This window comes from Halomonas sp. PR-M31 (assembly GCF_001039575.1).
In the GTDB taxonomy this organism is placed as follows: domain Bacteria; phylum Pseudomonadota; class Gammaproteobacteria; order Pseudomonadales; family Halomonadaceae; genus Modicisalibacter.
Genome location: NZ_JIBT01000016.1, coordinates 1 through 23,624, shown reverse-complemented (window position 1 = coordinate 23,624; position 23,624 = coordinate 1). Strand labels below are relative to the sequence as shown.

Annotated in this window: 22 protein-coding genes and 2 pseudogenes; 10 read left to right on the top strand and 14 right to left on the bottom strand. The window is 58.8% G+C overall.

All coding sequences use genetic code 11. The features are described 5' to 3' along the window. Positions 1 to 11 precede the first annotated feature (11 nt). The 3 genes from CH74_RS05280 to CH74_RS05270 are packed head-to-tail and all read left to right on the top strand — an operon-like array spanning position 12 to position 5,945. Positions 12 to 2,198 carry a xanthine dehydrogenase family protein molybdopterin-binding subunit gene (locus tag CH74_RS05280; protein ID WP_048306441.1) on the top strand — a complete coding sequence of 729 codons (2,187 nt, stop codon included), beginning with the start codon at positions 12 to 14 and terminating at the stop codon, positions 2,196 to 2,198. Positions 2,199 to 2,241: 43 nt separating this feature from the next. Next, positions 2,242 to 4,440: a tRNA(Met) cytidine acetyltransferase TmcA gene (locus CH74_RS05275; RefSeq protein WP_048306440.1), complete on the top strand. Its 2,199-nt coding sequence runs from the start codon at positions 2,242 to 2,244 to the stop codon at positions 4,438 to 4,440. 26 nt (positions 4,441 to 4,466) lie between these two features. Continuing rightward, positions 4,467 to 5,945, top strand: a complete 1,479-nt coding sequence (locus CH74_RS05270) for an aminoacyl-histidine dipeptidase (protein WP_048306439.1) — start codon at positions 4,467 to 4,469, stop codon at positions 5,943 to 5,945. Positions 5,946 to 5,954: 9 nt separating this feature from the next. Here the strand turns inward: CH74_RS05270 and CH74_RS05265 are convergent, their stop codons facing one another. From CH74_RS05265 to CH74_RS05255, 3 genes are all read right to left on the bottom strand, one after another. Then, positions 5,955 to 6,806: an App1 family protein gene (locus tag CH74_RS05265; protein WP_367379093.1), complete on the bottom strand. Its 852-nt coding sequence runs from the start codon at positions 6,804 to 6,806 to the stop codon at positions 5,955 to 5,957. 377 nt (positions 6,807 to 7,183) lie between these two features. Next, on the bottom strand, positions 7,184 to 7,747 hold the full coding sequence (locus tag CH74_RS05260; protein ID WP_048306438.1) for a type 1 glutamine amidotransferase domain-containing protein: 564 nt from the start codon (positions 7,745 to 7,747) through the stop codon (positions 7,184 to 7,186). A gap of 178 nt (positions 7,748 to 7,925) precedes the next feature. Continuing rightward, positions 7,926 to 8,399 (bottom strand): Dps family protein, encoded by a 474-nt coding sequence (locus CH74_RS05255; RefSeq protein WP_048306437.1) that lies wholly within the window; start codon positions 8,397 to 8,399, stop codon positions 7,926 to 7,928. A 230-nt stretch (positions 8,400 to 8,629) separates the two neighbouring features. Here CH74_RS05255 and CH74_RS05250 point away from each other — a divergent pair, with 230 nt between their 5' ends. Next, positions 8,630 to 9,217, top strand: a complete 588-nt coding sequence (locus CH74_RS05250; RefSeq protein ID WP_048306436.1) for a hypothetical protein — start codon at positions 8,630 to 8,632, stop codon at positions 9,215 to 9,217. Further along, on the top strand, positions 9,214 to 9,585 hold the full coding sequence (locus CH74_RS05245) for a hypothetical protein (protein ID WP_048306435.1): 372 nt from the start codon (positions 9,214 to 9,216) through the stop codon (positions 9,583 to 9,585). The genes CH74_RS05250 and CH74_RS05245 overlap by 4 nt, the downstream gene beginning before the upstream one ends. A 16-nt stretch (positions 9,586 to 9,601) precedes the next feature. Here CH74_RS05245 and CH74_RS05240 read toward each other — a convergent pair whose 3' ends face one another. Continuing rightward, the gene (locus CH74_RS05240) at positions 9,602 to 10,027 is read right to left on the bottom strand and encodes an HIT domain-containing protein (RefSeq protein ID WP_048306434.1); all 426 of its coding nucleotides are present in this window, start codon (positions 10,025 to 10,027) and stop codon (positions 9,602 to 9,604) included. Between the two features lie 161 nt (positions 10,028 to 10,188). On the opposite strand from CH74_RS05240, the gene CH74_RS05235 reads away from it, so the two are divergent. The 3 genes from CH74_RS05235 to CH74_RS05225 all read left to right on the top strand — a co-directional run bounded on the left by CH74_RS05235 (position 10,189) and on the right by CH74_RS05225 (position 11,356). Further along, entirely contained in the window at positions 10,189 to 10,854 is a 666-nt protein-coding gene (locus tag CH74_RS05235) for a sulfite exporter TauE/SafE family protein (RefSeq protein WP_253272957.1), read from the top strand. 127 nt (positions 10,855 to 10,981) lie between these two features. Further along, positions 10,982 to 11,107 carry an entericidin A/B family lipoprotein gene (locus CH74_RS05230; RefSeq protein ID WP_048306433.1) on the top strand — a complete coding sequence of 42 codons (126 nt, stop codon included), beginning with the start codon at positions 10,982 to 10,984 and terminating at the stop codon, positions 11,105 to 11,107. A gap of 117 nt (positions 11,108 to 11,224) precedes the next feature. Beyond that, complete coding sequence (locus CH74_RS05225) at positions 11,225 to 11,356, top strand: entericidin A/B family lipoprotein (RefSeq protein ID WP_048306432.1); 132 nt, start codon at positions 11,225 to 11,227, stop codon at positions 11,354 to 11,356. A 102-nt stretch (positions 11,357 to 11,458) separates the two neighbouring features. Here CH74_RS05225 and CH74_RS05220 read toward each other — a convergent pair whose 3' ends face one another. The 4 genes and pseudogenes from CH74_RS05220 to CH74_RS05205 form a co-directional block, all read right to left on the bottom strand. Then, on the bottom strand, positions 11,459 to 12,124 hold the full coding sequence (locus tag CH74_RS05220; protein WP_367379096.1) for an ABC transporter permease: 666 nt from the start codon (positions 12,122 to 12,124) through the stop codon (positions 11,459 to 11,461). A 706-nt stretch (positions 12,125 to 12,830) separates the two neighbouring features. Beyond that, positions 12,831 to 13,307 (bottom strand): annotated as a pseudogene (locus tag CH74_RS19390) (ATP-binding cassette domain-containing protein); the annotation flags it as partial. Beyond that, on the bottom strand, positions 13,304 to 14,464 hold the full coding sequence (locus CH74_RS05210) for an ABC transporter permease (RefSeq protein WP_253272956.1): 1,161 nt from the start codon (positions 14,462 to 14,464) through the stop codon (positions 13,304 to 13,306). The pseudogene CH74_RS19390 and the gene CH74_RS05210, both read right to left, overlap by 4 nt. A gap of 56 nt (positions 14,465 to 14,520) precedes the next feature. Beyond that, entirely contained in the window at positions 14,521 to 15,438 is a 918-nt protein-coding gene (locus CH74_RS05205) for an ABC transporter substrate-binding protein (RefSeq protein WP_048306429.1), read from the bottom strand. Between the two features lie 206 nt (positions 15,439 to 15,644). Between CH74_RS05205 and CH74_RS05200 the strand changes: the two genes are divergently transcribed. Then, positions 15,645 to 15,965 (top strand): I78 family peptidase inhibitor, encoded by a 321-nt coding sequence (locus CH74_RS05200; protein ID WP_048306428.1) that lies wholly within the window; start codon positions 15,645 to 15,647, stop codon positions 15,963 to 15,965. Positions 15,966 to 16,002: 37 nt separating this feature from the next. Here the strand turns inward: CH74_RS05200 and CH74_RS05195 are convergent, their stop codons facing one another. Both CH74_RS05195 and CH74_RS05190 read right to left on the bottom strand, forming a co-directional pair. Further along, on the bottom strand, positions 16,003 to 17,235 hold the full coding sequence (locus tag CH74_RS05195) for an EAL and HDOD domain-containing protein (protein ID WP_048306427.1): 1,233 nt from the start codon (positions 17,233 to 17,235) through the stop codon (positions 16,003 to 16,005). 85 nt (positions 17,236 to 17,320) lie between these two features. Next, positions 17,321 to 17,923 carry a LysE family translocator gene (locus CH74_RS05190; protein WP_048306426.1) on the bottom strand — a complete coding sequence of 201 codons (603 nt, stop codon included), beginning with the start codon at positions 17,921 to 17,923 and terminating at the stop codon, positions 17,321 to 17,323. Positions 17,924 to 18,061: 138 nt separating this feature from the next. On the opposite strand from CH74_RS05190, the gene CH74_RS05185 reads away from it, so the two are divergent. Continuing rightward, positions 18,062 to 19,105 (top strand): hypothetical protein, encoded by a 1,044-nt coding sequence (locus CH74_RS05185; protein ID WP_048306425.1) that lies wholly within the window; start codon positions 18,062 to 18,064, stop codon positions 19,103 to 19,105. A 24-nt stretch (positions 19,106 to 19,129) separates the two neighbouring features. Here CH74_RS05185 and CH74_RS05180 read toward each other — a convergent pair whose 3' ends face one another. From CH74_RS05180 to CH74_RS05165, 4 genes and pseudogenes are all read right to left on the bottom strand, one after another. Further along, positions 19,130 to 20,134, bottom strand: a complete 1,005-nt coding sequence (locus CH74_RS05180) for an ion transporter (protein ID WP_048306424.1) — start codon at positions 20,132 to 20,134, stop codon at positions 19,130 to 19,132. A gap of 35 nt (positions 20,135 to 20,169) precedes the next feature. Then, positions 20,170 to 20,679, bottom strand: a complete 510-nt coding sequence (locus CH74_RS05175) for an acyl-CoA thioesterase (RefSeq protein WP_048306423.1) — start codon at positions 20,677 to 20,679, stop codon at positions 20,170 to 20,172. A 38-nt stretch (positions 20,680 to 20,717) separates the two neighbouring features. Beyond that, positions 20,718 to 22,028 carry a short-chain fatty acid transporter gene (locus CH74_RS05170; protein ID WP_048306422.1) on the bottom strand — a complete coding sequence of 437 codons (1,311 nt, stop codon included), beginning with the start codon at positions 22,026 to 22,028 and terminating at the stop codon, positions 20,718 to 20,720. 77 nt (positions 22,029 to 22,105) lie between these two features. Next, positions 22,106 to 23,457: pseudogene (locus tag CH74_RS05165) on the bottom strand (MATE family efflux transporter). Positions 23,458 to 23,624 lie beyond the last annotated feature (167 nt).

Genomic DNA, 23,624 nt, shown 5'->3' with positions numbered 1-23,624 from the left:
GGATTGCGAGTATGGATACACAAGTTATCGGCCATCGCACCCCGCGGGTGGATGGCGAGTTCAAGCTGACCGGCCAGGCGGACTACACCGTGGACTGGCAGGTCCGGGATATGCTTTATGGCTACCCGGTGCCGGCAAGTATTGCCCACGGCACGCTCAAAACGTTGCATCTGGACACCGCCCGGGCCATGCCCGGGGTGGTGGATATCTTTCACCACGGTCACTTTCCCGAGCTCTATCGCGCGTCCAAGAGCCAGGTCAGCGAAATGCGTCTGCCTTTTGAAGACGAACGCATTCACTATGACGGTCAGTACATTGCGCTAGTGGTAGCTGAGAGCTTCGAGCAGGCTCGGGCGGCGGCCCATGCGGTGCAGGCGGACTATGACCAAGAAGACGGTGCCCGCACGAGCCTGCTCGACACGGATAAGGAAGGACAACTGCTTGAATCCGAAGGTGTCTCCCGGGGCGACCCTGAAAAGGCGTTTGATAAGGCGCCGGTCACGATCGATCATACCTATGATATTGCCGCCGAAAGCCACATGCAGATGGAGATGCACGCGACCCTGGCCGAATGGCGGGACGAACGGCTGATCGTCCACGAATCGAGCCAGGGGGTGGTCTATCAGCACAAGGCCATGGCCCGCATCTTCGGACTGCCGGAGGAAAGCGTCGAGGTGGTGTCTCACTACATCGGCTCGGGTTTTGGCAACAAGCTCTTCATGTGGCCCCACGCGGTAGCCACCGCCGGCGCCGCCCAGATGCTGGGGCGCCCGGTCAAGACGATCCTGCCGCGCCAGCAGGACATGGAAAGCGGCGGCAATCGTCCTGCGTCCCGTCAGCGTCTGCGCCTTGGAGCTAAGCAAGACGGCACGCTGCTCTCGATTCGTCATGACAGCACCACGGAAACCTCCTTCGTGCACCCCTATGTGGATTCCCTGGGGTCGGCGACCCCGAGCCTGTATGCCTGCGACAACGTCGCCATCAGCCAGCGTCTGCTGGAGGTCAACCACGGCACCCCTTGCCCCATGCGCGCGCCCGGAGAGACCTCGGGTATTCATGCTCTAGAAACCGCTCTGGACGAGCTGGCCGTCGAGCTGGGCATGGACCCGCTGGAACTGCGCCGGCGCAACTATGCCAAAAACGACCCGGCCTCCGGACTGCCCTGGTCCAGCAAGCATCTGGACGACTGCTATACCAACGCCGCCAAACGCTTCGGCTGGGAAAAGCGCAATCCTACCCCGGGCGCCATGCGCGACGGCGACGAGATTATCGGCTGGGGCATGGCCACCGCCTGCTGGCCAGCGATGCGCCTATCCTGCAGCGCCCGGGTCGAGCTGCGCGACGACGGCAGCGTGATGGCCGCCTGCGGCACCCAGGACATCGGTACCGGCACCTATACCATCGTGGCCCAGACCGTCGCCGAACTATCCGGTGTGTCCTTGAAGGACATCGAAGTGCGTCTAGGAGAATCCACTCTGCCCGCGGGCCCGCTCTCTGGGGGCTCCATGGTGACCGCCACCGCCTTGCCCGCCGTGGCAGCCGCGCTGCGAAACGCCTTTGACGCCCTGAAGAAAGTCGCCACCGGCGAGAACGGAGCGTTTGAAGGCAGCGATCCGGACAATCTCGAGATCGAGGCCGGCGCTCTGGTAGACAAGCAGGGCAAACGGGTCAGCTTCGGCGAGATCCTGAGCCAGCAGAAACTTGGCAGCGTCAGCGGCGAAGGCCAGGCAGCACCGGGAGATGAGAAGAATCAATACAGCTTCCGCTCCTTCGGCGCGCATTTCGTCGAGGTGCGTTGGGACCCGGGTATTTCCCGGTTGAGAGTGGCGCGGGTAGTCAGCAGCATCGATATCGGACGAGCGATCAATCCATCCACGGCACGTAATCAGGTCGAGGGCAGTATTGTCATGGGCATCGGCATGGCCCTGACGGAAAAACTCGACTACGACCCGCGAGACGGACGCCTGATCAACAACAACTACGCGGACTATATCGTGCCCTGCCATGCGGACATGCCGGAGATCGACGTGGAGCTGCCGGACAATCCGGACTACATCCTCAACGAGTTCGGTGCTCGTGGCGTGGGGGAGATCGGCCTGACCGGTATCGCCGCCGCCATCGGCAACGCGGTCTATCACGCCACCGGCAAGCGCATTCGCGAGTTTCCGATCACCCTGGAGAAGGTGATGGACATCTGACGGGAAGTGGCACCCTCGTCGCGCATGACGCATTCTATGGTCCATGAGCGATGACGACCCAACAAACCTTGAGCATTTGATCGACTGCCTGATAAAAGAGCTCGGTGCGCGACGCCACCGAGCGCTTTTATGGCTCTATGGCCGCGAGCGGGAGGCTTTCACGCATGCCTTGAAGCTATGGCAGGCTCGTTGCTGGCAGGCTCCGCTATGGCTGGGATCGTCTCCTCCGACAGCGAACATTCCCGTGCTGCCCATGGCCAAGGCCCGGACTCGCCTGGGCGGTGAGCAGGATCTGGTAGTGTTTGATGCGGTATCAAAGGATAGCGGCTTCGACCCGGATGCCTTTGGCGCCGTGTCGGGCACCCTGCGGGCGGGTGGCCTGCTGGTGCTGCTGACGCCGGATTCCTGGCACAAGGGCGATCCTGAACCGGATGCGGACTATGCCCGGCTCGCCACCTGGCCTTATCACCCCAGTGAATTGAGTGCGCGTTATCTTGCGCGATTGGCGCGGCGACTAAGTGCGTCGCCTCGGGTGCTGCATTGGCCTACTGGCCAACCCTTTCCATCAGTGCAACTACCTGCCACGCCTTCTACATTGCCCGCTTTATCCAAGGATAGAGATTGTTCGAGCGCGGATCAGGCGGAGGCGGTCGAGCGCTTGACCCGCGTGCGTCGCAGGCGACCTCTGGTGCTCAGCGCCGATCGAGGTCGGGGCAAGAGTGCGGCCCTCGGCATTGCTGCGGCCCGGCGACTGCTGGCCAAAGAGAAGCAGCTATGGATCACCGCGCCGCGCCCGGCGGCGGTCGAGCCGGTATTCGAACGGCTTGCGGCGTTGTTTCCCCAAGGGCAGCGCGAGAACAACGGTTTCCGGGTAAGCATCGACGGCAAGCATGCCGAAGTGCGTTTTATTGCCCCGGACGCGCTGCTCAATGCCTTGCAGTCCGAAGCTATCGATCCGCGTTCGCCGCCGACCCTGTTCGTCGACGAGGCGGCAGCAATCCCGGCATCGCTGCTGGGTCGCTGGCTCAATACGTTTCCACGCATCGCTTTCGCCACGACCGTTCATGGTTACGAAGGCACCGGACGCGGTTTCCAGCTGCGTTTTCGCGCCCGGCTCGACAAGGAAGCCCCGGACTGGCGGGAGTATCATCTGCGCCAACCGATTCGCTGGGCCGAGCACGACCCCTTGGAAGCAGTGACCCATGACTTGCTGTTACTCGACGCAGAGCCTGAGAGCAGCGAACGCACCGTTCAGGCACTCGATCGTCACGAACCGCACCTGGTTTCACTTGATCGCACAGCGCTGGCAGAGGATGAAGCCGCCTTGGGCGAACTGTTCGGGCTGCTGGTGCAAGCCCACTATCGCACCACCCCGGCGGATTTGCGCCAGCTGCTCGACGCGCCGAATGTGCGCCTGATCGCCGCCTATGCCGGCGATACCTGTCTCGGTGTCTGTCTGGGCCAGATCGAGGGTGGCTTTCCAACGGAATTAGCGACGGCGATTTGCCACGGTGAGCGCCGCCCCCGGGGGCATCTGTTGGCCCAGTCCCTGGCCACCCACGCAGGGCATCCTGAGGCTGCGACAGTGCGCTGGTGTCGAATTCTGCGCATCGCCGTTCATCCGTTAGCCCGCCGCCGTGGTCTCGGGGGCGGGCTGGTCGACTATTTGGGCGAACGAATGCAGAAAGAGGGCATTCCGCGCCTTGGGGTCAGCTTCGGCGCGCAAGAGAGCCTGACCGCCTTCTGGCGCGACCAAGGGTTCGTTTCGCTACGACTCGGGCTCTCTCGAGAAGCCTCCAGCGGCGAACATGCATTGATGATGGGTCGGGCACTGAATGAAGGGGCCACTGGCTTGATCGAGAGTCTGAGTCGGGATTTTCAGAAGCTGCTGCCGAATCTGCTGGCCTTCGATCTCAAACGCATCGAGCCTGCTCTGGCGGCGGCGCTTCTATGGGAAGGACCGGCGCCAGAGATCAATGAAGATGATGCGGCGCGAATCGCCTGGTTCGCCGCAGGGGGCGGAGAGCTAGCCCTGGTTCGGCCCTGGCTTTCCAAGGCCTGGCTGGCCTGGTGGCGGAATACGTCTCGAGTGTCGTCAGGCGATGAGCTACAAGAACTGGTAGCGCCACTATTCCTGGGAAATGAGTCAATTGCTTCAGGAGAAGGGCGCAAAGCGCGTTTGCGCTGTTGGCGAGCGTTGGCTCTGCGCTTGTATGATCATCACAGGTCGCGCAATCGTTGACCGTTATTTCAAGTAGGGAATCTATTGTGAACGAACACCTGGAATCCTTGGCGCCAGCCATCGTCTGGCGCCATTTTCGTACGCTGTGCAACACGCCCCGCCCCTCCGGTCATGAGGCTGCACTGGTGGCGCTGATCGAAAACTGGGCAGAGACGCGTGGCCTCGTCCACGAGCGGGACGAGATTGGCAATCTGCTGATTCGCAAGCCCGCCTCGCCGGGATGCGAGCAAGCGCCGGGCGTGGTGCTGCAGGGCCATCTGGACATGGTGGCCCAGGCTAACGCGGATCACTCCCACGACTTTACTCAAGACCCGCTCGACACCTATGTGAAGGACGGCTGGCTGTATGCCCGAGGCACGACCTTAGGCGCTGACAACGGGCTGGGTGTCGCGGCGGCCCTGGCGGTACTGGAAGACGATTCGCTGACCCACGGGCCGCTGGAGGCGCTTTTTACCCTTGAGGAGGAGTCCGGCATGGGCGGCGCCCTCAATCTGGCGGAAAACTGGCTCGAGGGACGCATCCTGCTCAATCTTGATTCCGAGGATCGGGGGCAGGTCTATATTGGCTGCGCCGGCGGCGCTGACGTGCTGGTCTCCGCTGACTTGCCCATGAGCGCACTGAAAGACGATGAGCGAGTCTGGCAGCTGTCACTGACCGGGCTCATGGGTGGGCATTCGGGCATCGATATTCATAAGGGGCGGGGCAATGCCAACCGTCTGCTGATGCGGGCGCTGCGTGCCTTGGAGCCTTTTGGTGTGCGATTGATCGACTATCACGGGGGAACGCTGCGTAATGCGCTGCCTCGGGAAGCCTTCGCGACGCTGGCGCTGGATGCCGACGAAGCCGAGACCGCTCAGGCGCGCCTGAGCAAATTGCAAACGAAGTTTGCCACTGAGCTGGCCGGCGTGGATGACGGTTTGAAGCTTTCCCTGGAAGCACTAACGTCGCCCCCCGGCGAAGCTCTGACGGATGCCGCCAGTCACCTGCTGATCGCCGCCCTGCATGCTGCCCCCTATGGAGTGGAGCGCATGAGCGTTGAGGTACCCGGCGTGGTGGAAACCTCCAACAATTTGGGCGTGGTAACACTCAAGGAAGGACGCTTCGAGCTGTGTGCCTTGGTGCGCTCCCTGCGGGACAGCGCGACCCAAGATATGGCGGATCGCTTTCGTGCGCTGTTTGGTCTGATTGGCGCCACTACTCGGATCGAGAACGCCTATCCAGGCTGGACACCTAACCCTGACAGCCGCCTGCTGAAGCGCTTTCGAGACCTGCACCAGCACCGTCTGGGCGTCAAGCCCGAGGTCAAGGTCATTCACGCGGGGCTCGAATGCGGCATTCTCGGCGGCAAATACCCGGCGCTCGACATGATCTCCTTCGGCCCGCAGATTCGCGGCGCTCATTCGCCAAATGAGCGCGTCGAGATCGATTCCGTAGAGGAGTTCTGGGGCCTGCTGCGTGCGCTGATCGAGGAGCTGGCTGAGGATTCAGCCGAGAGCAAGGCATGATCGAGTGATTCAATCGTCGCTGGGCGCCTGGCGTACCGCCTGTAGCCCGGCGGCGGAAATAAGCCCTTGCTCATGAGCGTGTTCGGCCATGCTGACGCTGTCCGCGGCCAGCAGTAGCGAACAACCATCATCAGTGACCTCTTTGGCAAGATCCTCGATTGCTTCGTCTCGAGAGGCGTCCTGATTGACATTGCGAATATAGATCGTCTTTATGCGACCCGGATAGTCCCGCACGATGCGGGCATAGGTTTCCGGGTCGTGCTGGCCGCTATCGCCGATTAGTACGAAAGGCAGGTCGTCGTAGAGTTCGAGCATCTTCTGGATCAGATTTGACTTGTGATCCTCTGCTTTTTGCGGCAAGGGCCGCTGCAGGGTCATTCCCCACTCGCGCAGAAACAGGATGGGTCCGACAGGAATGTTGTTGCGCTGGAAGAACTCCTCGAGCACTTCGTAGATGCTCCAGGGGCCTCGGGAAACATAAAGAAGCGGCCGTCTTCGCTGGCCGTCGGCGCCGGCAAACAGTGCCTGATAGAACTCCGCCACGCCGGGAAATGCAACCCGCTGATGCGCTTTACGAAAGAACAGCCGATACATCATCATCAGCTTGTTGGCGACCCCGGTATACATCACGGTATCATCAATATCGCTGATGACCACCAGGTCCACTGCTGCCGGCGGTATGTAGATGTCCACCTCGGCGCAAACGGTGCGCTCGTCGCGCATGATGATGTCGAGAGTGCCCGTATGCCAGCTTTGATCCGGGACCAGCGGCTTGTTCAAGGGCAAGTGAATATCGAAATAGCCGTCCCGGTCCGTGGTTACCTGGATTCGGTTGCCTTCCACATCAAGCGTAACCTCCACGTGCTTGGCACCCCAGCGCAGCATGCGACGGAAAACATCGACGATATCCCGATAGAGGGTGCCCTCCGCGCCGGCAATCCGATACGTAGCTGCCGGAACACACGCCCCATGACAAACACTTCGCGTTGGGAGCCATAACCACGATAGGCGTTGACCACGATACCGCCATGGCCCTTGTCCGACTTCATTGGGCGCGCCAGGACGTGCAATAACTTTCTTAGCGCCTTGCTGATCGGGCGAGGGGTATGTGGCATGAATGACTCTCCGGATTGAACCTGTAATCGTGAATACAAGACAAGCATACATAAAAACGCCTGTCTCCCGGAGAAGACAGGCGAAAATCAAAAAGGAACTACTGAAAAAGCGGTACGAATCGATCAGGTATGCTGATCGGAATGGCGTCCTTCGTTGATCTCTTCAACCAGCTTGTGACAAAACGCATCGAGATCATCCGGCTTGCGGCTGGTAACCAACCCGCTGTCGACGACGACCTGTTCATCGACCCACTCGGCGCCCGCATTTTTGAGATCCTGAGAAACGGACGGGTAGGACGTCATCTTGCGACCTTCAACGACACCTGCGTTGATCAGAATCCAAGGCGCATGACAAATGGCACCTACCGGCTTGCCCGCCTCGAAAAAGTGGCGCACGAAATCCAGCGCCTTGTCGTTTTGACGCAAGGTATCTGGATTGAACAGACCACCCGGCAGCATCAGGGCGTGATAGTCCGTGGAGTCCGCGTCGTCGAGGCTTTTATCGACCTCATAGGTCTCGCCCCAGTCAGTCTCTGTCCAGGCGCGGATGCCTTTGGTATCCGGTGCGATGACATGCACCGTCATGCCCTGATTTTCCAGCTTGGCCTTGGGTACCGACAGCTCCGACTCTTCGAAACCATGGGTGGCGAGAATGGCGACACGCTTACCTGAAGATTGCTGGCTCATGCTACCTCCTTGCGGCATATTGGCGAACAAATTATCTAGCACGATATTTCGTGTGCTGCCCATTGAGTTGGGGACGTGAGCGAACGAGTACAAGGCGTTGAACGTTTCAAAATGTAAGCAATACGCTTTTAAAGCCACTCGTTCAGAAGCGTCAATCGATTGACGCTTATTTCATGTCTTAGCCCAGATAGGCGTTCAGCATCCACACGGTCTTTTCCTGCTCGCGAATGTAATCGCTGGCCATCGAGGCGGTGCCTTCATCGTCGGCGTCCGAGGCCAGGCTGAGAACCTCACGCTGCAGCTCGATCAACGTCTGATAGCCTGCCAGAATGCCGCGTACGCAGGCATCGCCTTGATGAACGTGCTTGTCTTCCTGGATCGAAGCATTTTGTGCATAGTCGCTGTAGGCGTGCATCGGCTCGTAGCCTAGGGTCAGGATGCGCTCGGCAACCTCATCGACCTTGGTCAACAGGTCCGTATAAAGCTCCTCGAACTTGTTATGCAGCTCGAAGAACTGCGAGCCTTTCACGTTCCAGTGATAGCCACGCACGTTCATGTAGAAAACCTGGTAGTTGGCCAATAGCGTATTGAGCTTGTCGGCCAGCTGCGTGGCGCTACTTTCGTGCAAACCGATTGCATTGATGTCGGACATGAACACTCTCCGTGATTGAATTTGGCAGGTAATCAGCATAGGGCATTTGTTTTTAAATAAAAAAGCAATCATGTTTATTTATTTGATAGTGGTTCTCTATGCCCGTCTTGGCGGTTCTCAATGCGGAATCAGGCTGGATTCGCACCAACGTTCTGTCAGCGCGCGGTTGCGACTATGCTTTACACAATAGAGATTGCCCAGCAACGAGTCATGGACCGTAAGGAAGCGTCATGTTCCAACCGTCACGTTTTTTACTATCGACACTGCCCGTCCTCGTGCTTGCATTGACCGGATGCCAGTCATTGGCGCCCGCAGATCCCTTGGCGCGCAATGCGGAGCCACTGCCGGCCCCCTGCACCTGGACACGCAACGACCAGGCCCCACAGGAGCTCTGGCTCAGAGCCACGGTGGAGGCCCTCGAAGCCCGGGACTATGCCATTCGCAATACGGATGCCCAGCTCGGGCTCGTTAGCGCCGAACGCAGCACGCGCCAACCAGGGCTCGGTGCCGTGGACAGGCCACTTTTGGGAGGCAGTTCGGTATGGGGTAGCGTCGGGCGACGATCAGGCTTCTCGGTCGGCTTTGGAACAGGGTTCGGCGGGGGTATTGGAGGCGGGGGGTATTATGACGACCCGGTCGAGATCGAACGCCTGTCGGTGATTATTGACGGACAGAACGTCAGCATCACCCGGGACGCCAGCATCGTCGATCCCGGCGGCTACGTGGTGGATTCCCGCTCACGAAACCGCAGTGAATTCTGCCGCGAACTCAGCGCCTCCATCGAGTCCCGGGTACGGGTGCTGGAGAATCAGCAATGAGACGTATACCCGGCGCCATTGCACTACTGGCCTTGATGACAGTCTTGTTGACCGGGTGTGCCAGCGGGCAACGAACGCTGCCGGAGCGTCAGATTGCCCTTGAGGCAACCAGTGAGCAGGTGTTGAATGCCGGGCTCGACGCGCTGGTGGAGCGCGGCTTTGTGATTCGCTTTGCCAATACGGAGCTTGGACGCATCAATGCGGTATTTGCCGCTCGTCCGGGCTATGAGGTGCGCCTGACCACCAGTACGATACCAGCGGGCACCCGATTGACGCTATCGGGTCATCAGGGCGGACGTGCCATCGACCCCCAGCGCTTCGATTCTTTGTTAGTGGAAATTACCTCGCGAATCGAGAGCGAACGATGAGTCGTACTCCTAATGATCAACCGTCGTCGAAAACGGATGCGATCAGAGTGAGAAGGCGATCTTGCATCTTCTCCAATGCGTCCTGGGTATAGGGCCGTGGCGTGCCCACACCCCACACGGGGCCGGGCCAGGCATCGTCGTTCTGGCGTCTTAGAATGACATGGAGATGCAGCTGCGCCACCTGATTGCCCAGCGTTGCCAGATTGAGCTTGTCTGCGCCCAAGGTTTCTTGCATCCCGCGACCCAACATCGTAGCTTCCTGCCACAGCCTTGCCTGATCGCTCTCCTCGAGTTCGTAAACCTCGCGGATAGCGGCACGACGCGGCACCAGTATCACCCAGGGAAAGCGCGCATCGTTCATCAGGCGCACCTGACACAACGCCAGATCCGCTATCTGGTGCGTATCCGCTGCCAGACGTGGATGAAGTTCAAAGTTGTTCATGAGACTCCTGGGATAGTGATCCAAGAAAACCGATGATGACATCATCCGGGAAGCGGCAGAGGCAAACAACAAGGAGAGAAGATGACGCTGCTTGAGGCACTTGCGCTGGTAGCAATAGGAGCGTTGCCGGGTTCATCAATGTGTTGGCGGCCGGAGGCTCGATGCTGACGCTGCCGCTGCTGATGTTTCTGGGCTTGCCGGCTCAAGAGGCCAATGGCACCAATCGGGTGAGCATCGTGCTGCAGAGCCTGAGTGCCGTCGGCAGCTTCTTTCGCGCCGGCGCCCGGGAAATCGGCATTAGTCTACGTTTATCGATTCCGGCGGTGATTGGCTCGCTATGCGGTGCCTGGCTTGCCCTGCAGGTATCGGATGCCCTGTTCGAGGCGGTATTGATCGTTGCGATGGTGGGCGCTTCGATCATGATGCTGTTGCCCCAGCCCAAGCTCGATACCCGAGCCCTGACCCCGGAGCGCCTGACGCCGGCGGTCTATCTCGCCATGTTCGGCATTGGATTGTATGGCGGTTTCATTCAGGTCGGGGTCGGCATTTTATTCATCGTCGTGCTCTATCGGCTGCTCAAGATCGACCTGGCCCAGGTCAACGTGTTCAAGGTTTTTATCATCTTGATCTACACATTACCGGCGCTTTTACTATTCATGGTCAATGATCAGGTGCGCTGGAACTATGGTTTACTGCTGGCGCTGGGCAGCATGAGTGGCGCCTGGCTGGCAGTGAAAGTCAACATGGGGCCGCAAGGGGCTTACTGGGTCAAGCGGCTGACGCTCGTAGTCATCGCTGCCATCATTGTACGGCTGCTGTTCTTTTGATCCGCGAACGAAGGTTTGCTCTCTTGCCGCAAAGCGGTACTTGGGCGATAACAGACTTGAGTCGGCTCGTTTTCCATTGCGTCTTCGCTTCATCGAATCAGGAGAAGCGAATCAGGAGAAGAAGAATATGAAACATGTGCTGTTGCTGTCAGCGTTGCTGCTGCTGGTGTCACTGGCCGGATGCAACACCATGCGAGGGTTTGGTCAGGACATCAGCAAGGTGGGATCGGAAATCGAAGAGGCCGCGAACTAGACAGGCGTATGTGTTTGAATGTGCGTAACCAATCGCTACCTGTTAGGCTTCGTAAGGTGGTCATACCACTAAATTTATTACCTCAGAAGTAAATCAACCAATGTTAAGGAGAACATGATGAAAAAGCTTTTGATGCTGACATTTACGCTACTCGTAAGCGCTAGTTTGCTGGCCGGATGCAACACCATTGGCGGTGCGGGCGAAGACATCGAGAAAGGCGGTGAAGCCATTCAGGATTCAGCCAGCTAAGCCAGTTAGTCAAGCCAGCTTGCCGCTCGGTAACCCCCGGGCGGCAAGTCATTTGTTTACCAATCTGCTTGTCTATCCCCAGCTTGGCACTCTCTCTAAGCGCTAACCTCCGACACTGAATCGTCGTTCCAGGCGTTCAAAGAACAGATCCGTCACGATCGCAAGTAACCCTACCAGTACGGCCCCTTGAATCACGTAAGCGATGTTATTGCCCACGAGCCCAGCGATGATCGGTGTGCCCAGACTCTGGGCGCCTACCGTCGAGCCGATCGTGGCGGTACCGATATTGATGATCACCGATACCCGCACCCCGGCAATGATGACCCGCATGGCCAGGGGCAGCTCTACCCGCAGCAGCACCTGGGTTCGGCTCATGCCGGTGCCTCTGGCGGCTTCCAACGTGGTGGCGGGTACGGTGCCGAGCCCGGCGATGGTGTTCTGCACCACCGGCAGCAAGCCATACAGCGTCAGTGCCACGATGGTGGGTATGAAGCCAAAGCCGGCTAACGGTACGACGATGGCAAGCACCGCTGCCGGGGGAAAGGTTTGTCCGATGGCGGCCAGGGACGATACCAGCGGCTCGAATTCCCGGCCATTGCGCCGGGTCACGAAAAGCCCGGCTCCCACGCCGACGCTGACGGAAATGACCGATGACACCAGCACCAGCAAGAGATGATCCAGGGTCAGCTGCAGGAAGCTTTCGCGATCGTAAAGCGGCGATCTCAGATCCGGAAAAGCCGCCTCGAATAGCGGCTTGAGTTCTTTCATGAAAAGCACCAGGACCACCAGCAGGACGCTGAGTGCAATCAACAACCAGGTGCGGGTTTGCGTCGGTGCACGCAGGGTCACTGCTCTCATCCTTCTTGCCCCAGGCTTGCTGTCCGCTGGGCTCATGACCCATCACACCCTGCATGGCCACCTCGCCGATGAGACGCTTGTGTTCATCAAGCACCGGAAGCACCAACACACGAAACCAGACCATTCGCGACAAGGCTTCTTTCATGCTCATATCCGGGGTAGCGCTCCACTCCTGGGTAACCTGAGTACGCTGTTCGCTCTCCTCGGCGTGTAGACGCCCGCCATGCAGGCATAGCGGGCGTCCTTGTGCATCGACTTCCCAGCCATAGGCTGCCGACGCCGCATCATTATCGAAGGAGGCAGGGTGTTCCAGAACCCTGGCGGGCTGCTGATACTGATGTACCCAGCGCCGAGACAGCAGCTTCAGCCCCAGATCCGCCTTGCCGATGAAACTACGCACGAAGTCATCGGCAGGTTGAGTCAGAAGCTCGATGGGGCGATCGTACTGCACCAGCCGTCCGGCATTGAGAATGGCGATGCGGGAGGCCAGCTTGAGCGCCTCGTCCATATCGTGAGTGACGAAGACGATGGTCTTGCCGGTCTGCTGATGGACTCGCAGCATCTCGTTTTGCAGCACGTCCCGGGTCAAAGGGTCGACGGCGCCGAAAGGCTCATCCATCAGCAGCACTTCCGGATCCGCCGCCAGCGCCCGAGCAACGCCGACCCGCTGGGCCTGACCACCGGAGAGTTGGTGCGGGTACTTGTCGCGAAACTCGCCGGCATCCAGGTGAAACAGATTCAAAAGCTCATCGACCCGTGCCGAAGTGCGGGATTTGTCCCACTTGAGAAGACCCGGTACCACGGCGATGTTTTCCGCCACGGTCCAGTGAGGGAACAATCCCGTCGACTGGATGGCGTAGCCGATGCGCCGGCGCAGCTGTTCCGCGGGCAGCTCCATGACATCTTCCTCTCCCAGGAAAATGCGCCCCTGGGTCAAGGGAATCAGCCGGTTGATCATGCGCAGCGTAGTGGATTTGCCGCAGCCGGAAGGGCCAATCAACACGCCGAACTCGCCGCTTTCGATGCGCAGCGAGACATCCTTGACCACATCCTTGCCGGCATAGGTCTTGGTCAGTCCTTGTAGCTCGATCATCTAGCCCCCGGGGGTCTACTCAATGCCACTAGAATCTGCAAAAGAAAATCCGCTACCACCGCCAGGGCAATGGTGGGTATCGCTCCCAACAGCACCAGGTCGATGGCGTACTGTCCTAGCCCTTGGAAAATGAAGGCGCCGAGCCCGCCCGCGCCGATCAAGGCAGCCACCACCGTAAGCCCAATGGCCTGCACGGTCACGATGCGAAGCCCGGCAAGGATCACCGGCAGGGCCAGCGGGATCTCGACCCGCCACAGGATCTGAGCGGAGGTCATGCCCATGCCACGGGCTGCTTCCAGGGTCGTTGCGGCGACGCCATCAAAGCCGGCATAGGTATTGCGTACGATGGGCAGTAGCGCATACATGATCAGTGCAATGACAGCCGGGGTGGCGCCGATGCCCTTGATACCGAATTCCCGTAGCAGCGGGAATGCCGCGCTCAGTGCCGCCAAGGGACCCACCAGCAGCGCGAACAGGGCAATCGAGGGAATTGTCTGAAAGAAGTTGAGTACGCCAAAAAGCGCGCCCCGAGTACCGGCGCGGCGATGGGCAAGCAAACCAAGGGGCAGGCCGATGATCAGCGCGGGGCCCAGGGCCGAGGCGACCAGACGCAGATGCGCAATGAACTGCACCGCGAACTGATCGCGGTTGTTGGCATACTCGTGCATGATCGCCAGCCCATCGAGATGACCCGTTACGAACAGGAAAGCGACAACCGCAACGAGGCTTAACGTGTAGAGGCCGCGTAACCCCAGATTGGTATGCAGGCGCTGGAAGGCGTCCAGTATCATCAAGGTCGGACAGAAAACCAGAATCCAGAAGGCTGCGCCTTGAGAGACCCGAGCCGATGGCGAGGCCTCCTGCAATGCGCGGTTGGCATAATCACCCAGCCCATAGAGCACCAGAATCAGCCACAGAGGGGCCGCGATCAGCGTCAGATAATGACTGCTCGGTGAGGAAAACGGGCGCGTCAACGCGCAGGATGCCAACAGAAGAGCCAGCAGTATCAGGATGATCCACTGCCAGGGCCGCAGCGCCACAATCAGGTTGATCGATTCTCCTGATACAAGCCGATTGGGCGCCATGGCAACAAAAGAGAGCAGCGCCGCGGCTATCGCCGCGGCGATCACCAATGTCAGCAGAACACGATTTGCCACCAGAGGCCTGGTCCTTCCATTGGACACTTGGGTCGACAACACCTTGAGTCGAATCCTTATTTCAAGAAGTCATTCTCTTCGAGGTAGCTCTGGGCGACCTGCTTGGCGGGCTGGCCATCGACCTGAATACGGCTATTGAGCTCTTGAAGTGTCTCGCGATCCAGGGATTCGAGAACCGGCGCAAACAATGCTTCGAGCTTGGGGTTTTCATCCAGCACCGGCTTGCGAATGACCACCGTCGGGGCATAGACCATCTGTACGCCTTGGGTATCGTCCATGACTCGCAGGCCCGCCGGCTGAATGGCCCCGTCCGTGCCGTAGACCATGGCGGCGTTGGTGCCGCTGGTGCCTTCCGCGGCGGCTCTGATGGTGGCAGCGGTATTGCCGCCGGAGAGCACCAGCAGCTGATCCTGGCTCAGCTCGAAATCGTAGGCCTGCTGGAAGCTGGGTAGCGCAGCTTCGCTGTCGACGAACTCGGCGGAGGCAGCCAGTTTCACCTCGCCACCCTCATTGATCCATTTGCCGAAGTCTTCCATGGTCTTGAGATCGTTCTCCTCGGCCAAATCCTCGCGCAGGGCGATAGCCCAGGTATTGTTGGCTGGCGCTGGCGGCAGCCAGACCAGATCGTTCTGTTCGAGATCCATCTGATGAATCTTTTCGAACCCCTTGTCGTGATCCTTCCAGGCAGGGTCATCGGTGGTGTCGGTGAAGAAAGCGCCATTGCCGGTGTATTCCGGGTACAGATCGATCTCGTTTTCAACAAGCGCCGTGCGCACGATGTTGGTTGGCCCCAGTTGCAGCTTGTTGTCCACGGGGTAATCGCTATTTTCCAGTAGCGCGATCACCATGTTACCGAGCAGGGCGCCTTCGGTATCGTTCTTGGACGCAACCCGTAAAGGGTCCGCGGCCAGGGCTGAATTCAGGGTCAACGTTGCCCCTAGGGTAATACCGATCAAGCTGGCGAACCTGAGCATAAGCTTCCATCCTCTTGGCAGTGCGATTCAAACGCGAAAGATACCGAATTCGGGCCGAAGCAATTCGCTTGATATGGCCGTCCTTGTCCTGCTCGTCATCCAGACTAGCCTATCCTGAGCGTGAAAGACCACACTTCAATATCGTGATAATCAACATGATATTAACGTCACATGCGTTTAATGTGTTGCAAGAAGAGGAGAATACGATGATCACGAAACTGATATCAGGAATGTGTCTGGCAGCGTTGGCGGCTGGTTGCGCGAGTGGTCCTGCACCGGAAGATGCCCCGCGACCTCCGGGCATGAATGAACCGGGTAATCATGCAAAGTGCGACACCAGCGCGGTGCAAAGCTATATCGGACAAAACTACAGCGATGCCCTGCGCCAGGTTCTCACCAGCCAGAGTGATTCGGAGAACGCGCGCGTTTTGGAACCAGGGCAGCCCTTCACCCTTGATTACCGCCAGGAACGGTTGAACATCTATCTGGACGAAGATGGCCGTATCAGCGATCTGCGCTGTGGCTGACATGGCGGAACCAGCGGTTACGCTGGTTCTGTCGTTTTCATAACTGCATGTTAGCCATGCCGACGGCGGATTGCTGAGCATGGCTGATGCGTTCCACGGGCAGACCGAGCGCATTGAGCGCCGGCCAATCGATGGCATCCAGTTCGCCACGTTCGATATGTAGCGCTGTTGCCAACACCAAACCCATGGGGCCGCGATGTTCGAGAATTGCTTCCTTGAGCGAGGCATGCAGCGGAAGTTCTTGTAGCACGTCTCCCAAGGGTCGATCAAAGAAGGCATCAAGGCTGGAAAACAGCCCAACGGTAAAGCCGGAAATCGAGTCATCCTGAAGGTTGGCGGCAAGCCCCTCACACAGATAGCCCCGGGTCAGGGCCAGCTTCTGTAGCGCATGGGGTTTGTCATCCAGCTTGGAAAGCGCCAGCATGCTGGCCAGGTTACGGATGCGTCGCTGGCCCAGCAGGGCCACGGCCATCTCCACGGATGTAATATCCTGGGGGCGTTGATAATAGGCGCTATTGGCCATCTTCATCAGTCGCACGCTCATGAAGGCATCCCGCTGTATGGTCTCGGTCAGCTCTCGAATGCTGGCATCATCGCGGTTGAGCTCGGTCAGCAGTGCCAACACCGTCAGGCGGCTATGGGGCATGTGTTGACCCTCTACCGGTACCGGGCGCGACAGGAAGTAACCCTGGAAAAGATCGCACCCCGCCTGCTGGCATATCAAGAAGTCTTCATGGGTTTCGATCTTCTCGGCGATGATCTTCAAATGCGGATGAGCGCGTTTTAGCCGCGTCACTACCTGCAGCAACTCTTCCGCCGTGTAAAAGGGATAGTCGAGCTTGACGATATCCGCCAAGGGCAGAAGTGGATGGTCCGCGGTCTTTGAGCGGTAATCGTCCAGGGCAATCGGATAGTCTCGTTTGCGGTAGCGCTTGATGGCCGCCACGACTTCTTCGTCGGCTTCCACGGTCTCGAGCACTTCGATGACCATCTCACTAGGACTAAAGGGAATCTCAGCCTTGAGCGTATTGGCAGTAAAGTTGATGAACGCCGGCGTGTTCTCGCACACCTCGCGAATGTTGGTTTCCGTGAAGGCACTGAGCATGACCTGCTGAGTGGCAAGATCCACATCGAAAGGTTCGATTAGTGCATTGACGCCGGCAGTGGGGCGAAACAGCAGTTCATAACCCGCGATCTGACGCTGGCGGTCGTAGATAGGCTGACGGGCAAATAGCACGGTGGTACCGTTGGATGCCTTGGGTATGTCCATTGAGGGAATCCGAAAAAAGATCAACAGTTGTTCATTGTTATCGGACGGTCTCAAGAGAACTTTAAAGGAGCGCGCGGACGTATTTTTAGCCGAGAATGAACACCACGCAGGCAGCGGTCATTGCCCCCATGGTGCCATTGAAGATGCGCCAGCTGCGTTCGCTACGCAAAAGCCGGCCAATGGCGATACCGAATCCCGCCCATAGCGAAATGCAGGGCAGTGCTATCAGCTCCGCAAAGCCGGCAAGCAAGAGGGCGTTCAGTAAGGTGCTTCCTCCTTCCGGCAAGAAACCGGCCATCAACGCCAGACCCATGACCCAAGCCTTGGGATTGGCGAACTGGAAACCCGCGGCCTGCCAAAAGGTCAATGGATGCCCTTGGCCCTGGGAACTCAAGTCTGGCGGGGGCGCATTGGCAATCTTCCAGGCCAGATAGAGCAGATAAATGCTGCCGATGATCTTGAGCAGACTCTGAAACAGCGGATAGCGCTCGAACAGCAGACCAAGCCCTAGCGCAATGGCGGCAAACAGCACGAAACACCCCGCCATGATGCCAAGAATATGGGGCAGGGTGCGCCAATAGCCATAGTTGGCCCCAGAGGCCGTGAGCATCACATTGTTAGGGCCCGGTGTAATGGTCATCGAGATCATGTACAACGCTGCCGGCCCCAAAAACGCCAAACTCTCCATCGATTTATACCCGTGTCATCCAGTGAATCGTTTCCGTTGTAGGACTCTACCTTAGATTGCCAGTCAATGTGTCTCACGACTTGCATTCAAGATGGCGAACCCGCAGCGTGAAGAAAACCCGCAAGCGAAGAGGCGCTCATGACTCAGGCCACCATTGTTTCCCATGGCACCATGCACTGCTTTCCTACAGGGCTGCGGGATGAGCAGGACAAGCTCGTCAACGTCGAAGTCTCGGCGGTGGTCTACGATGGCCATCGTCTGATCCTCGCCAGCGATAAGCCGATTCCTGGCGCCGAGCGCTCTGCGGTATTTGCCATGAATATCAGCGATCAGGGCATTCCCGACGACAGCACTCTTGAATATTTCACCGCTCGGGCCATTCAGCAGGCAACCAAGTATGAGGACTTCGCCCTAACCGCGGATAACAAGCACGTGTTGGCGACCACAGGCTTCGATCGTATCGACGCCGAGAGTCACGATCTCAATGATTACAATCATTTGCTGATCTGGCCTCTAGGCGAACCGGCCAAGGTGCAAACTGTCGATCCGGACCCTCGGGACGGTGTCGAAGGCTCATTGGAGCTGCGCAACAAGCTCGATGCTGCCATCGGTACGCCCTACTACAAGATCGAGGGGCTAGCGGCGATTCCCGGAGACCAGGGCGATGGCCTGCTGCTGTTCGGCGTGCGTGAGCAGGGCAATGCCCACGATGACTTCAATTACGTCTGCCGAGTGGTGAGGGCGCATTACAAGATCAATGAGCGCGATAATCTGGAATTCGTCGACGAGCTGCGCAGCTTTTATCACTTCGATCCAGGGCAATATGACCAGGTGCGTCATGTCTGCGGACTGTCGAGCCTTGAATACGATCCCTATAACCACCGTCTCTATCTGCTGACCAGCTTCGAGACCGAAGACGATGGTGTGGAGCATATTGGTGGCTATTTATGGGTCATGTCCCTTGAGGATTTCGCCGCGAACAAGTCACCGGCGCTGGTCACCGATGATCATGGTGCGCCCTTGGAGTTCGAGCACAAGGCCGAAGGGCTTGCCGTACTGGACAAGACGCGGCTGTTCGTCGCCTACGACAACGATCGTCACATGGGGCTCGGGTCGATCGACGAGCGGGATGAACGTCATGCCTGTGAGGCGCCTTATACGCTGCTTGAAATGCGCGGCTGAATTGGAACGCGCAGCTGAAAACCCTTAGTCGTAGCGCTGCTGCCACTGCTTCACGGCCACCTGATCCTTGACGAGTTCCAGGCAGTCGATCAGCACCTGTTCGGTAATTTGATTGGTGCGCTGATCCGTCTCGAGCATCACATCGAAGCCGCTGTCCGCCAGGTGCTGTAGAAGCGTTTGGAATTCCGGCGATTCCAGGCTGGTGACGGCTTCGTGCACCAGCTGAGCCGCCACGCCGCTGATGGTGTGGTCCACGGCGTTGGTCAGCGATTCGCCGAAAGGCAGCCGGCGCAGGCGCTGGATCTCCGGATTCTCGTTCATGGTGCGCCCCACTAATGCGCTGATGTAGCGAGAAATCAGCGCGCGGTTGTCGCTATAACCATCACTTAGAATGCTCTGCAAGCGCTGGGTAAGTTCCGCCACCAGCTGCTCCTTACGGGGCATGATAATTTCATTGATGAGGCGCCCGGAGAGTGCGCCGCTGTTGCGTATCTCGTCCTGCACGTTATCGATCAGACGGATCGCCACCCGGTCGGAGATCTCCTCGAGGGCGATCTCGTAGTACTTGGCCAGAACCTGAAACAGCGACCAGTGACGTACATCGATCAGCCCCAGGCGCTGCAGACGATAGATCAGCGAGAACACGCGCAGGATACGCAGCCAGCGCAGCCCCGCCAAAGGAATGCAGCCCAGTACGTCGTACCAGTGAGCGAAGGGGTAGATGAACCAGCGCTGGTAGCGCCGCTCGGCAATTGCGATCGACCAGCCCAGCAGTACGTCGAGCACGAAAATGCTGACGAAGGCCAAATCGATGGCATAGAAATTGTCGTGAATGCGCTGCTCATAGGCCTGCTGCAACCCCGGCGCGATGGCGGCGAAGCTCTCGCGCAGCGGATCGATCAAATATAGGCTGTCGACGATCAGCAGGCCCAGGTTGAGCATAACCAGGACGATAATGAACAGATCCCAAGCGAGCAGGGCGTTTTCCTTGGGTGTGCGTTCGGCGCGCGGCGGCAGCGTCGATCTCATATCACCTCCTTGTGGTGCACCAGAGTACCCGTCACTCAGCGTGGCTGAACGCTATAGTGGTTCTCGTGAGTTCGTCGAGCCTCTTCTTCGGCCTCCTTGCGCAGCTTCTTGCGCAGGGCTGCCTTATCGAAGCGCAGCTGCTGCAGCGAGGTCTCGAGCGGCAGCGGTGGCACTCGCGCCGGCCGACCCTCCTTATCCACCGCCACCATGGTCAAATAGCAGCTGTTGGTATGGCGAATGACCTTGTCCTGGATCGACTCGGCGATGACTTTGATGCCAATCTCCATCGAAGACTTGCCGACATGATTGACCGAGGCCAGAAAGGTGACCAGTTCGCCCACGTGGATCGGCTGCTTGAACAGCACCTGATCCACGGACAGCGTTACCACGTAGCTGCCTGAATAGCGGCTGGCACAGGCGTAGGCGGCCTCATCGAGCTTCTTGAGGATGGCGCCGCCGTGCACCTTGCCGCTGAAATTGGCCATATCGGGAGTCATCAATACGGTCATGCTCAATTCATGTTGGCCGGACAAGGCATCGTTCATTGCGTCGCGCTCCTTCAAGGGAAAATCGGTCGAGTCGTTTAGAGAAAGGTGAGCCCCAAACTGATGATCACCCCGGTGATGAATAGCTGAATCAAGCAAAACCCCATGATGTCCTTGGCCTTGAGTCCCGCGATGGCGAGTACCGGCAATGCCCAGAACGGCTGCAACAGGTTGGTCCAGGCGTCCCCCCAGGCCACTGCCATGGCAATACGTGGCACGCTGGCCCCTAGCGCTTCCGCGGCGGGTAGCATGACCGGCGCCTGTACCGCCCATTGACCGCCCCCGGAGGGCACGAACAGGTTGACCACGCCGGCGCTGATGAACGACCAGAAGGGTAGCGTATCGGCGGTAGCGATGGAAACGAAGCCTTTCGAGAGGGTTTCCGCTAGGCCAGACTGCACCATGATGGCCATGATGCCGGCATAGAACGGAAACTGAATGACGATGCCCGCACTGCCTTTCACCGCTTCATAGAGGCTGTCGAGCAGATGCCGGGGCGTACGGTGCAGCACGATGGCCAGAAACAGGAAGGTGAAGTTGACCACGTTCAGGTTGAGACCGCCGCCGCGTAGCAGGAAGTGATCGAGAAGATACAGCAGTCCAGGAATGCCCACCAGCCAGGCCAAGGTCATGCTGTTCTCGAGGTGTTCCGCCGGACGGGACGCCCTGAGCCTGCGCGGCGGGCCATCATCGAGTTTGCTGGCCTCGACGTAAACGCTGTCCTTTTCATCCGGCAGCATCAGGCGATTGACCAGCGGCATGACGATGAACAGCGCCAGCGTAATGGCAAGATTGAACCAGGAAAAGATCGTCTCGGAGGTGGGCACGACGCCAATCCGGTCCATGGCGAAGTGGCCTTCGGTCGCGATGACCAGGGGGATGGAGCCGGCAAGGCCCCCATGCCACACCACGAAACCGGAATAGGCGCTGGCGATCAGCAAGCGGTAATCGACGCGAATCTGCTTGGCCAGCTCCTTGGCAAACAGCGCCCCGACCACCAGGCCGAAGCCCCAGTTGATCCAGCTTGCCGCAAGCGACACCAGGGTGACCAGGATGATAGCCCGTGCTGGAGTTCCCGCCTTGGTGGCAAGTTTCGCCAGTTGGCGTTTGACCGGAGGCGAACTTGCCAGCATGAACCCCGTGACCAGCACCAGCAGCATCTGCATCGAGAAGGTCAGCAGATCCCAGAAGCCATCACCCCAATAGCGCAGTACCGCCAAAGGCGTCTGACGCTCTACGCCAATAGCCGCGGCGGCAGCGACCAGGGTCAGCAACAGCACGAAAATATAAGGGTCCGGCAGGTAACGTTCGACCAGTCTGACCGCTGGCCGAGACAGAAACTTGAGCATGGGGGTGTCTCACCTTTGTCGTTGTTTGAGTAACCTAGCGTAAAAAACGGCGGCTGGCTTCACGACTCTTGTCGCATTCACCCAGCGCCATGTCGAGCTGCTGATGCAGCACCGTGCCAATAGTGACGACGATAGTACAGGTAGTAACCTCCCAGGGTCAGTGAGCGCACCAGCATGAAGGTCGAAAACGCAAGCCACAGGCCGTGATTGCCCATTCCCGAGCCGATGTTCTGGGTCAGCCACCACACGGCAGGTAAACCGCCAGGGCGATGAAGATACTGTTACGCATTTCCCGGGTAGCGGTGGCGCCAATGAAAACCCCATCGAGCAGATAGCTCCATACCGCCAGCGCCGGCATCAAAATCATCCAGGGCATGAACTCGGCGGCGGTATCGCGGACGGCGGGTAGATCCGTTAGCAGAGCAATGAGGGCGTTGCCGCCGAGGGCGAATACCAGCATGGCGCCACCGGAGGTAAGCAGGGAAAACCGTGTCGCCGCTCGGACGGACTCGCTGAACTCGTCCCAATCACGGCGCCCGATGGCACGACCGGTGAGGGCCTCGGCGGCATGGGCGAAGCCGTCCAGCCCGTAGGAGGTGAGCATGATGAACTGTAGAAGCACTGCGTTGGCGGCAAGGACGACGTCCCCTTGGCTTGCGCCCTGGGCAGTAAAGAAGGCCATGGCGAACAGTAGCCCGAGGGTCCGTATGAACAGGTGCACGTTGACCTGAAAGAGCTGCTGATACGCTTTGAGTTTCATCAGCTGTTCCCGCAGGAAGCGCCCATCAAGGCGTTTCAGCTGTCGCGCAACCAGGGTGACCCCGAGCGCCAAAGCGGTGTAATCCGCAATCACCGTAGCCCAGGCCACGCCGTTGCTGGTCATGCCCATGCCCACCACGAAGAGCAGGTCGAGCAGAATATTGACGCTGTTGGTCGTGACCATGATCAAAAGCGTCACCCGGCTGTTCTGCTGGCCGAGAAACCAGCCCAGGATGGCATAGTTGGCCAGCACTGCCGGGGCTGAGAGAATACGGATGCCGGCATATTCACTGGCTAGCCGAGTGGCCTCAGCGCTGCCGTCCAACAGCCATAAGCCAAGGGCAATCAGCGGTTTCGAGAGCAAAATCAACAGCACCCCGATGATCAGGGCCATGATCAGCGCCTGCCCCAGCAGGTTGCGCACCGAGCTATGATCCTCCCGGCCAGCGGCTTGGGACGTCAGTCCGGTGGTGCCCATGCGCAGGAAACCGAATCCCCAGTAAAGAAAGCTGAACAGGGTCGCTCCCAGGGTCACCCCGGCCAGATAGCGTGAATCTGGCAGATGACCGACAACTGCGGTGTCCACTAGCCCCAGCAAGGGCACGGTAATATTCGAGAGAATGATCGGCCAGGCCAGTAGCCAGACACGCTTGTCGGAGGGAGTAATGATCAAACCGCTGACCTATGTATTGGCGAAACCAGTTTGGTAGCCTAGGGTTTATAAACGACCAACAATGATAGCTCAGGGACGATTATCATATGAAATATCTACCCCGCTCGCCGGAAAGGCTAATCTCGACGCGCCATGGTGCATGGCTATTGGGTTGCATGACGGGA

Coding starts and splice junctions, on each gene's coding strand:
- CH74_RS05280 (WP_048306441.1), top strand. CDS start 12: ATGGATACACAAGTTATCGGCCATCGCACCCCGCGGGTGGATGGCGAG.
- CH74_RS05275 (WP_048306440.1), top strand. CDS start 2,242: ATGAGCGATGACGACCCAACAAACCTTGAGCATTTGATCGACTGCCTG.
- CH74_RS05260 (WP_048306438.1), bottom strand. CDS start 7,747: ATGAGCCAGCAATCTTCAGGTAAGCGTGTCGCCATTCTCGCCACCCAT.
- CH74_RS05255 (WP_048306437.1), bottom strand. CDS start 8,399: ATGTCCGACATCAATGCAATCGGTTTGCACGAAAGTAGCGCCACGCAG.
- CH74_RS05250 (WP_048306436.1), top strand. CDS start 8,630: ATGTTCCAACCGTCACGTTTTTTACTATCGACACTGCCCGTCCTCGTG.
- CH74_RS05245 (WP_048306435.1), top strand. CDS start 9,214: ATGAGACGTATACCCGGCGCCATTGCACTACTGGCCTTGATGACAGTC.
- CH74_RS05240 (WP_048306434.1), bottom strand. CDS start 10,027: ATGAACAACTTTGAACTTCATCCACGTCTGGCAGCGGATACGCACCAG.
- CH74_RS05235 (WP_253272957.1), top strand. CDS start 10,189: ATGCTGACGCTGCCGCTGCTGATGTTTCTGGGCTTGCCGGCTCAAGAG.
- CH74_RS05230 (WP_048306433.1), top strand. CDS start 10,982: ATGAAACATGTGCTGTTGCTGTCAGCGTTGCTGCTGCTGGTGTCACTG.
- CH74_RS05225 (WP_048306432.1), top strand. CDS start 11,225: ATGAAAAAGCTTTTGATGCTGACATTTACGCTACTCGTAAGCGCTAGT.
- CH74_RS05220 (WP_367379096.1), bottom strand. CDS start 12,124: ATGAAAGAACTCAAGCCGCTATTCGAGGCGGCTTTTCCGGATCTGAGA.
- CH74_RS05205 (WP_048306429.1), bottom strand. CDS start 15,438: ATGCTCAGGTTCGCCAGCTTGATCGGTATTACCCTAGGGGCAACGTTG.
- CH74_RS05200 (WP_048306428.1), top strand. CDS start 15,645: ATGATCACGAAACTGATATCAGGAATGTGTCTGGCAGCGTTGGCGGCT.
- CH74_RS05195 (WP_048306427.1), bottom strand. CDS start 17,235: ATGGACATACCCAAGGCATCCAACGGTACCACCGTGCTATTTGCCCGT.
- CH74_RS05190 (WP_048306426.1), bottom strand. CDS start 17,923: ATGGAGAGTTTGGCGTTTTTGGGGCCGGCAGCGTTGTACATGATCTCG.
- CH74_RS05185 (WP_048306425.1), top strand. CDS start 18,062: ATGACTCAGGCCACCATTGTTTCCCATGGCACCATGCACTGCTTTCCT.
- CH74_RS05180 (WP_048306424.1), bottom strand. CDS start 20,134: ATGAGATCGACGCTGCCGCCGCGCGCCGAACGCACACCCAAGGAAAAC.
- CH74_RS05175 (WP_048306423.1), bottom strand. CDS start 20,679: ATGAACGATGCCTTGTCCGGCCAACATGAATTGAGCATGACCGTATTG.
- CH74_RS05170 (WP_048306422.1), bottom strand. CDS start 22,028: ATGCTCAAGTTTCTGTCTCGGCCAGCGGTCAGACTGGTCGAACGTTAC.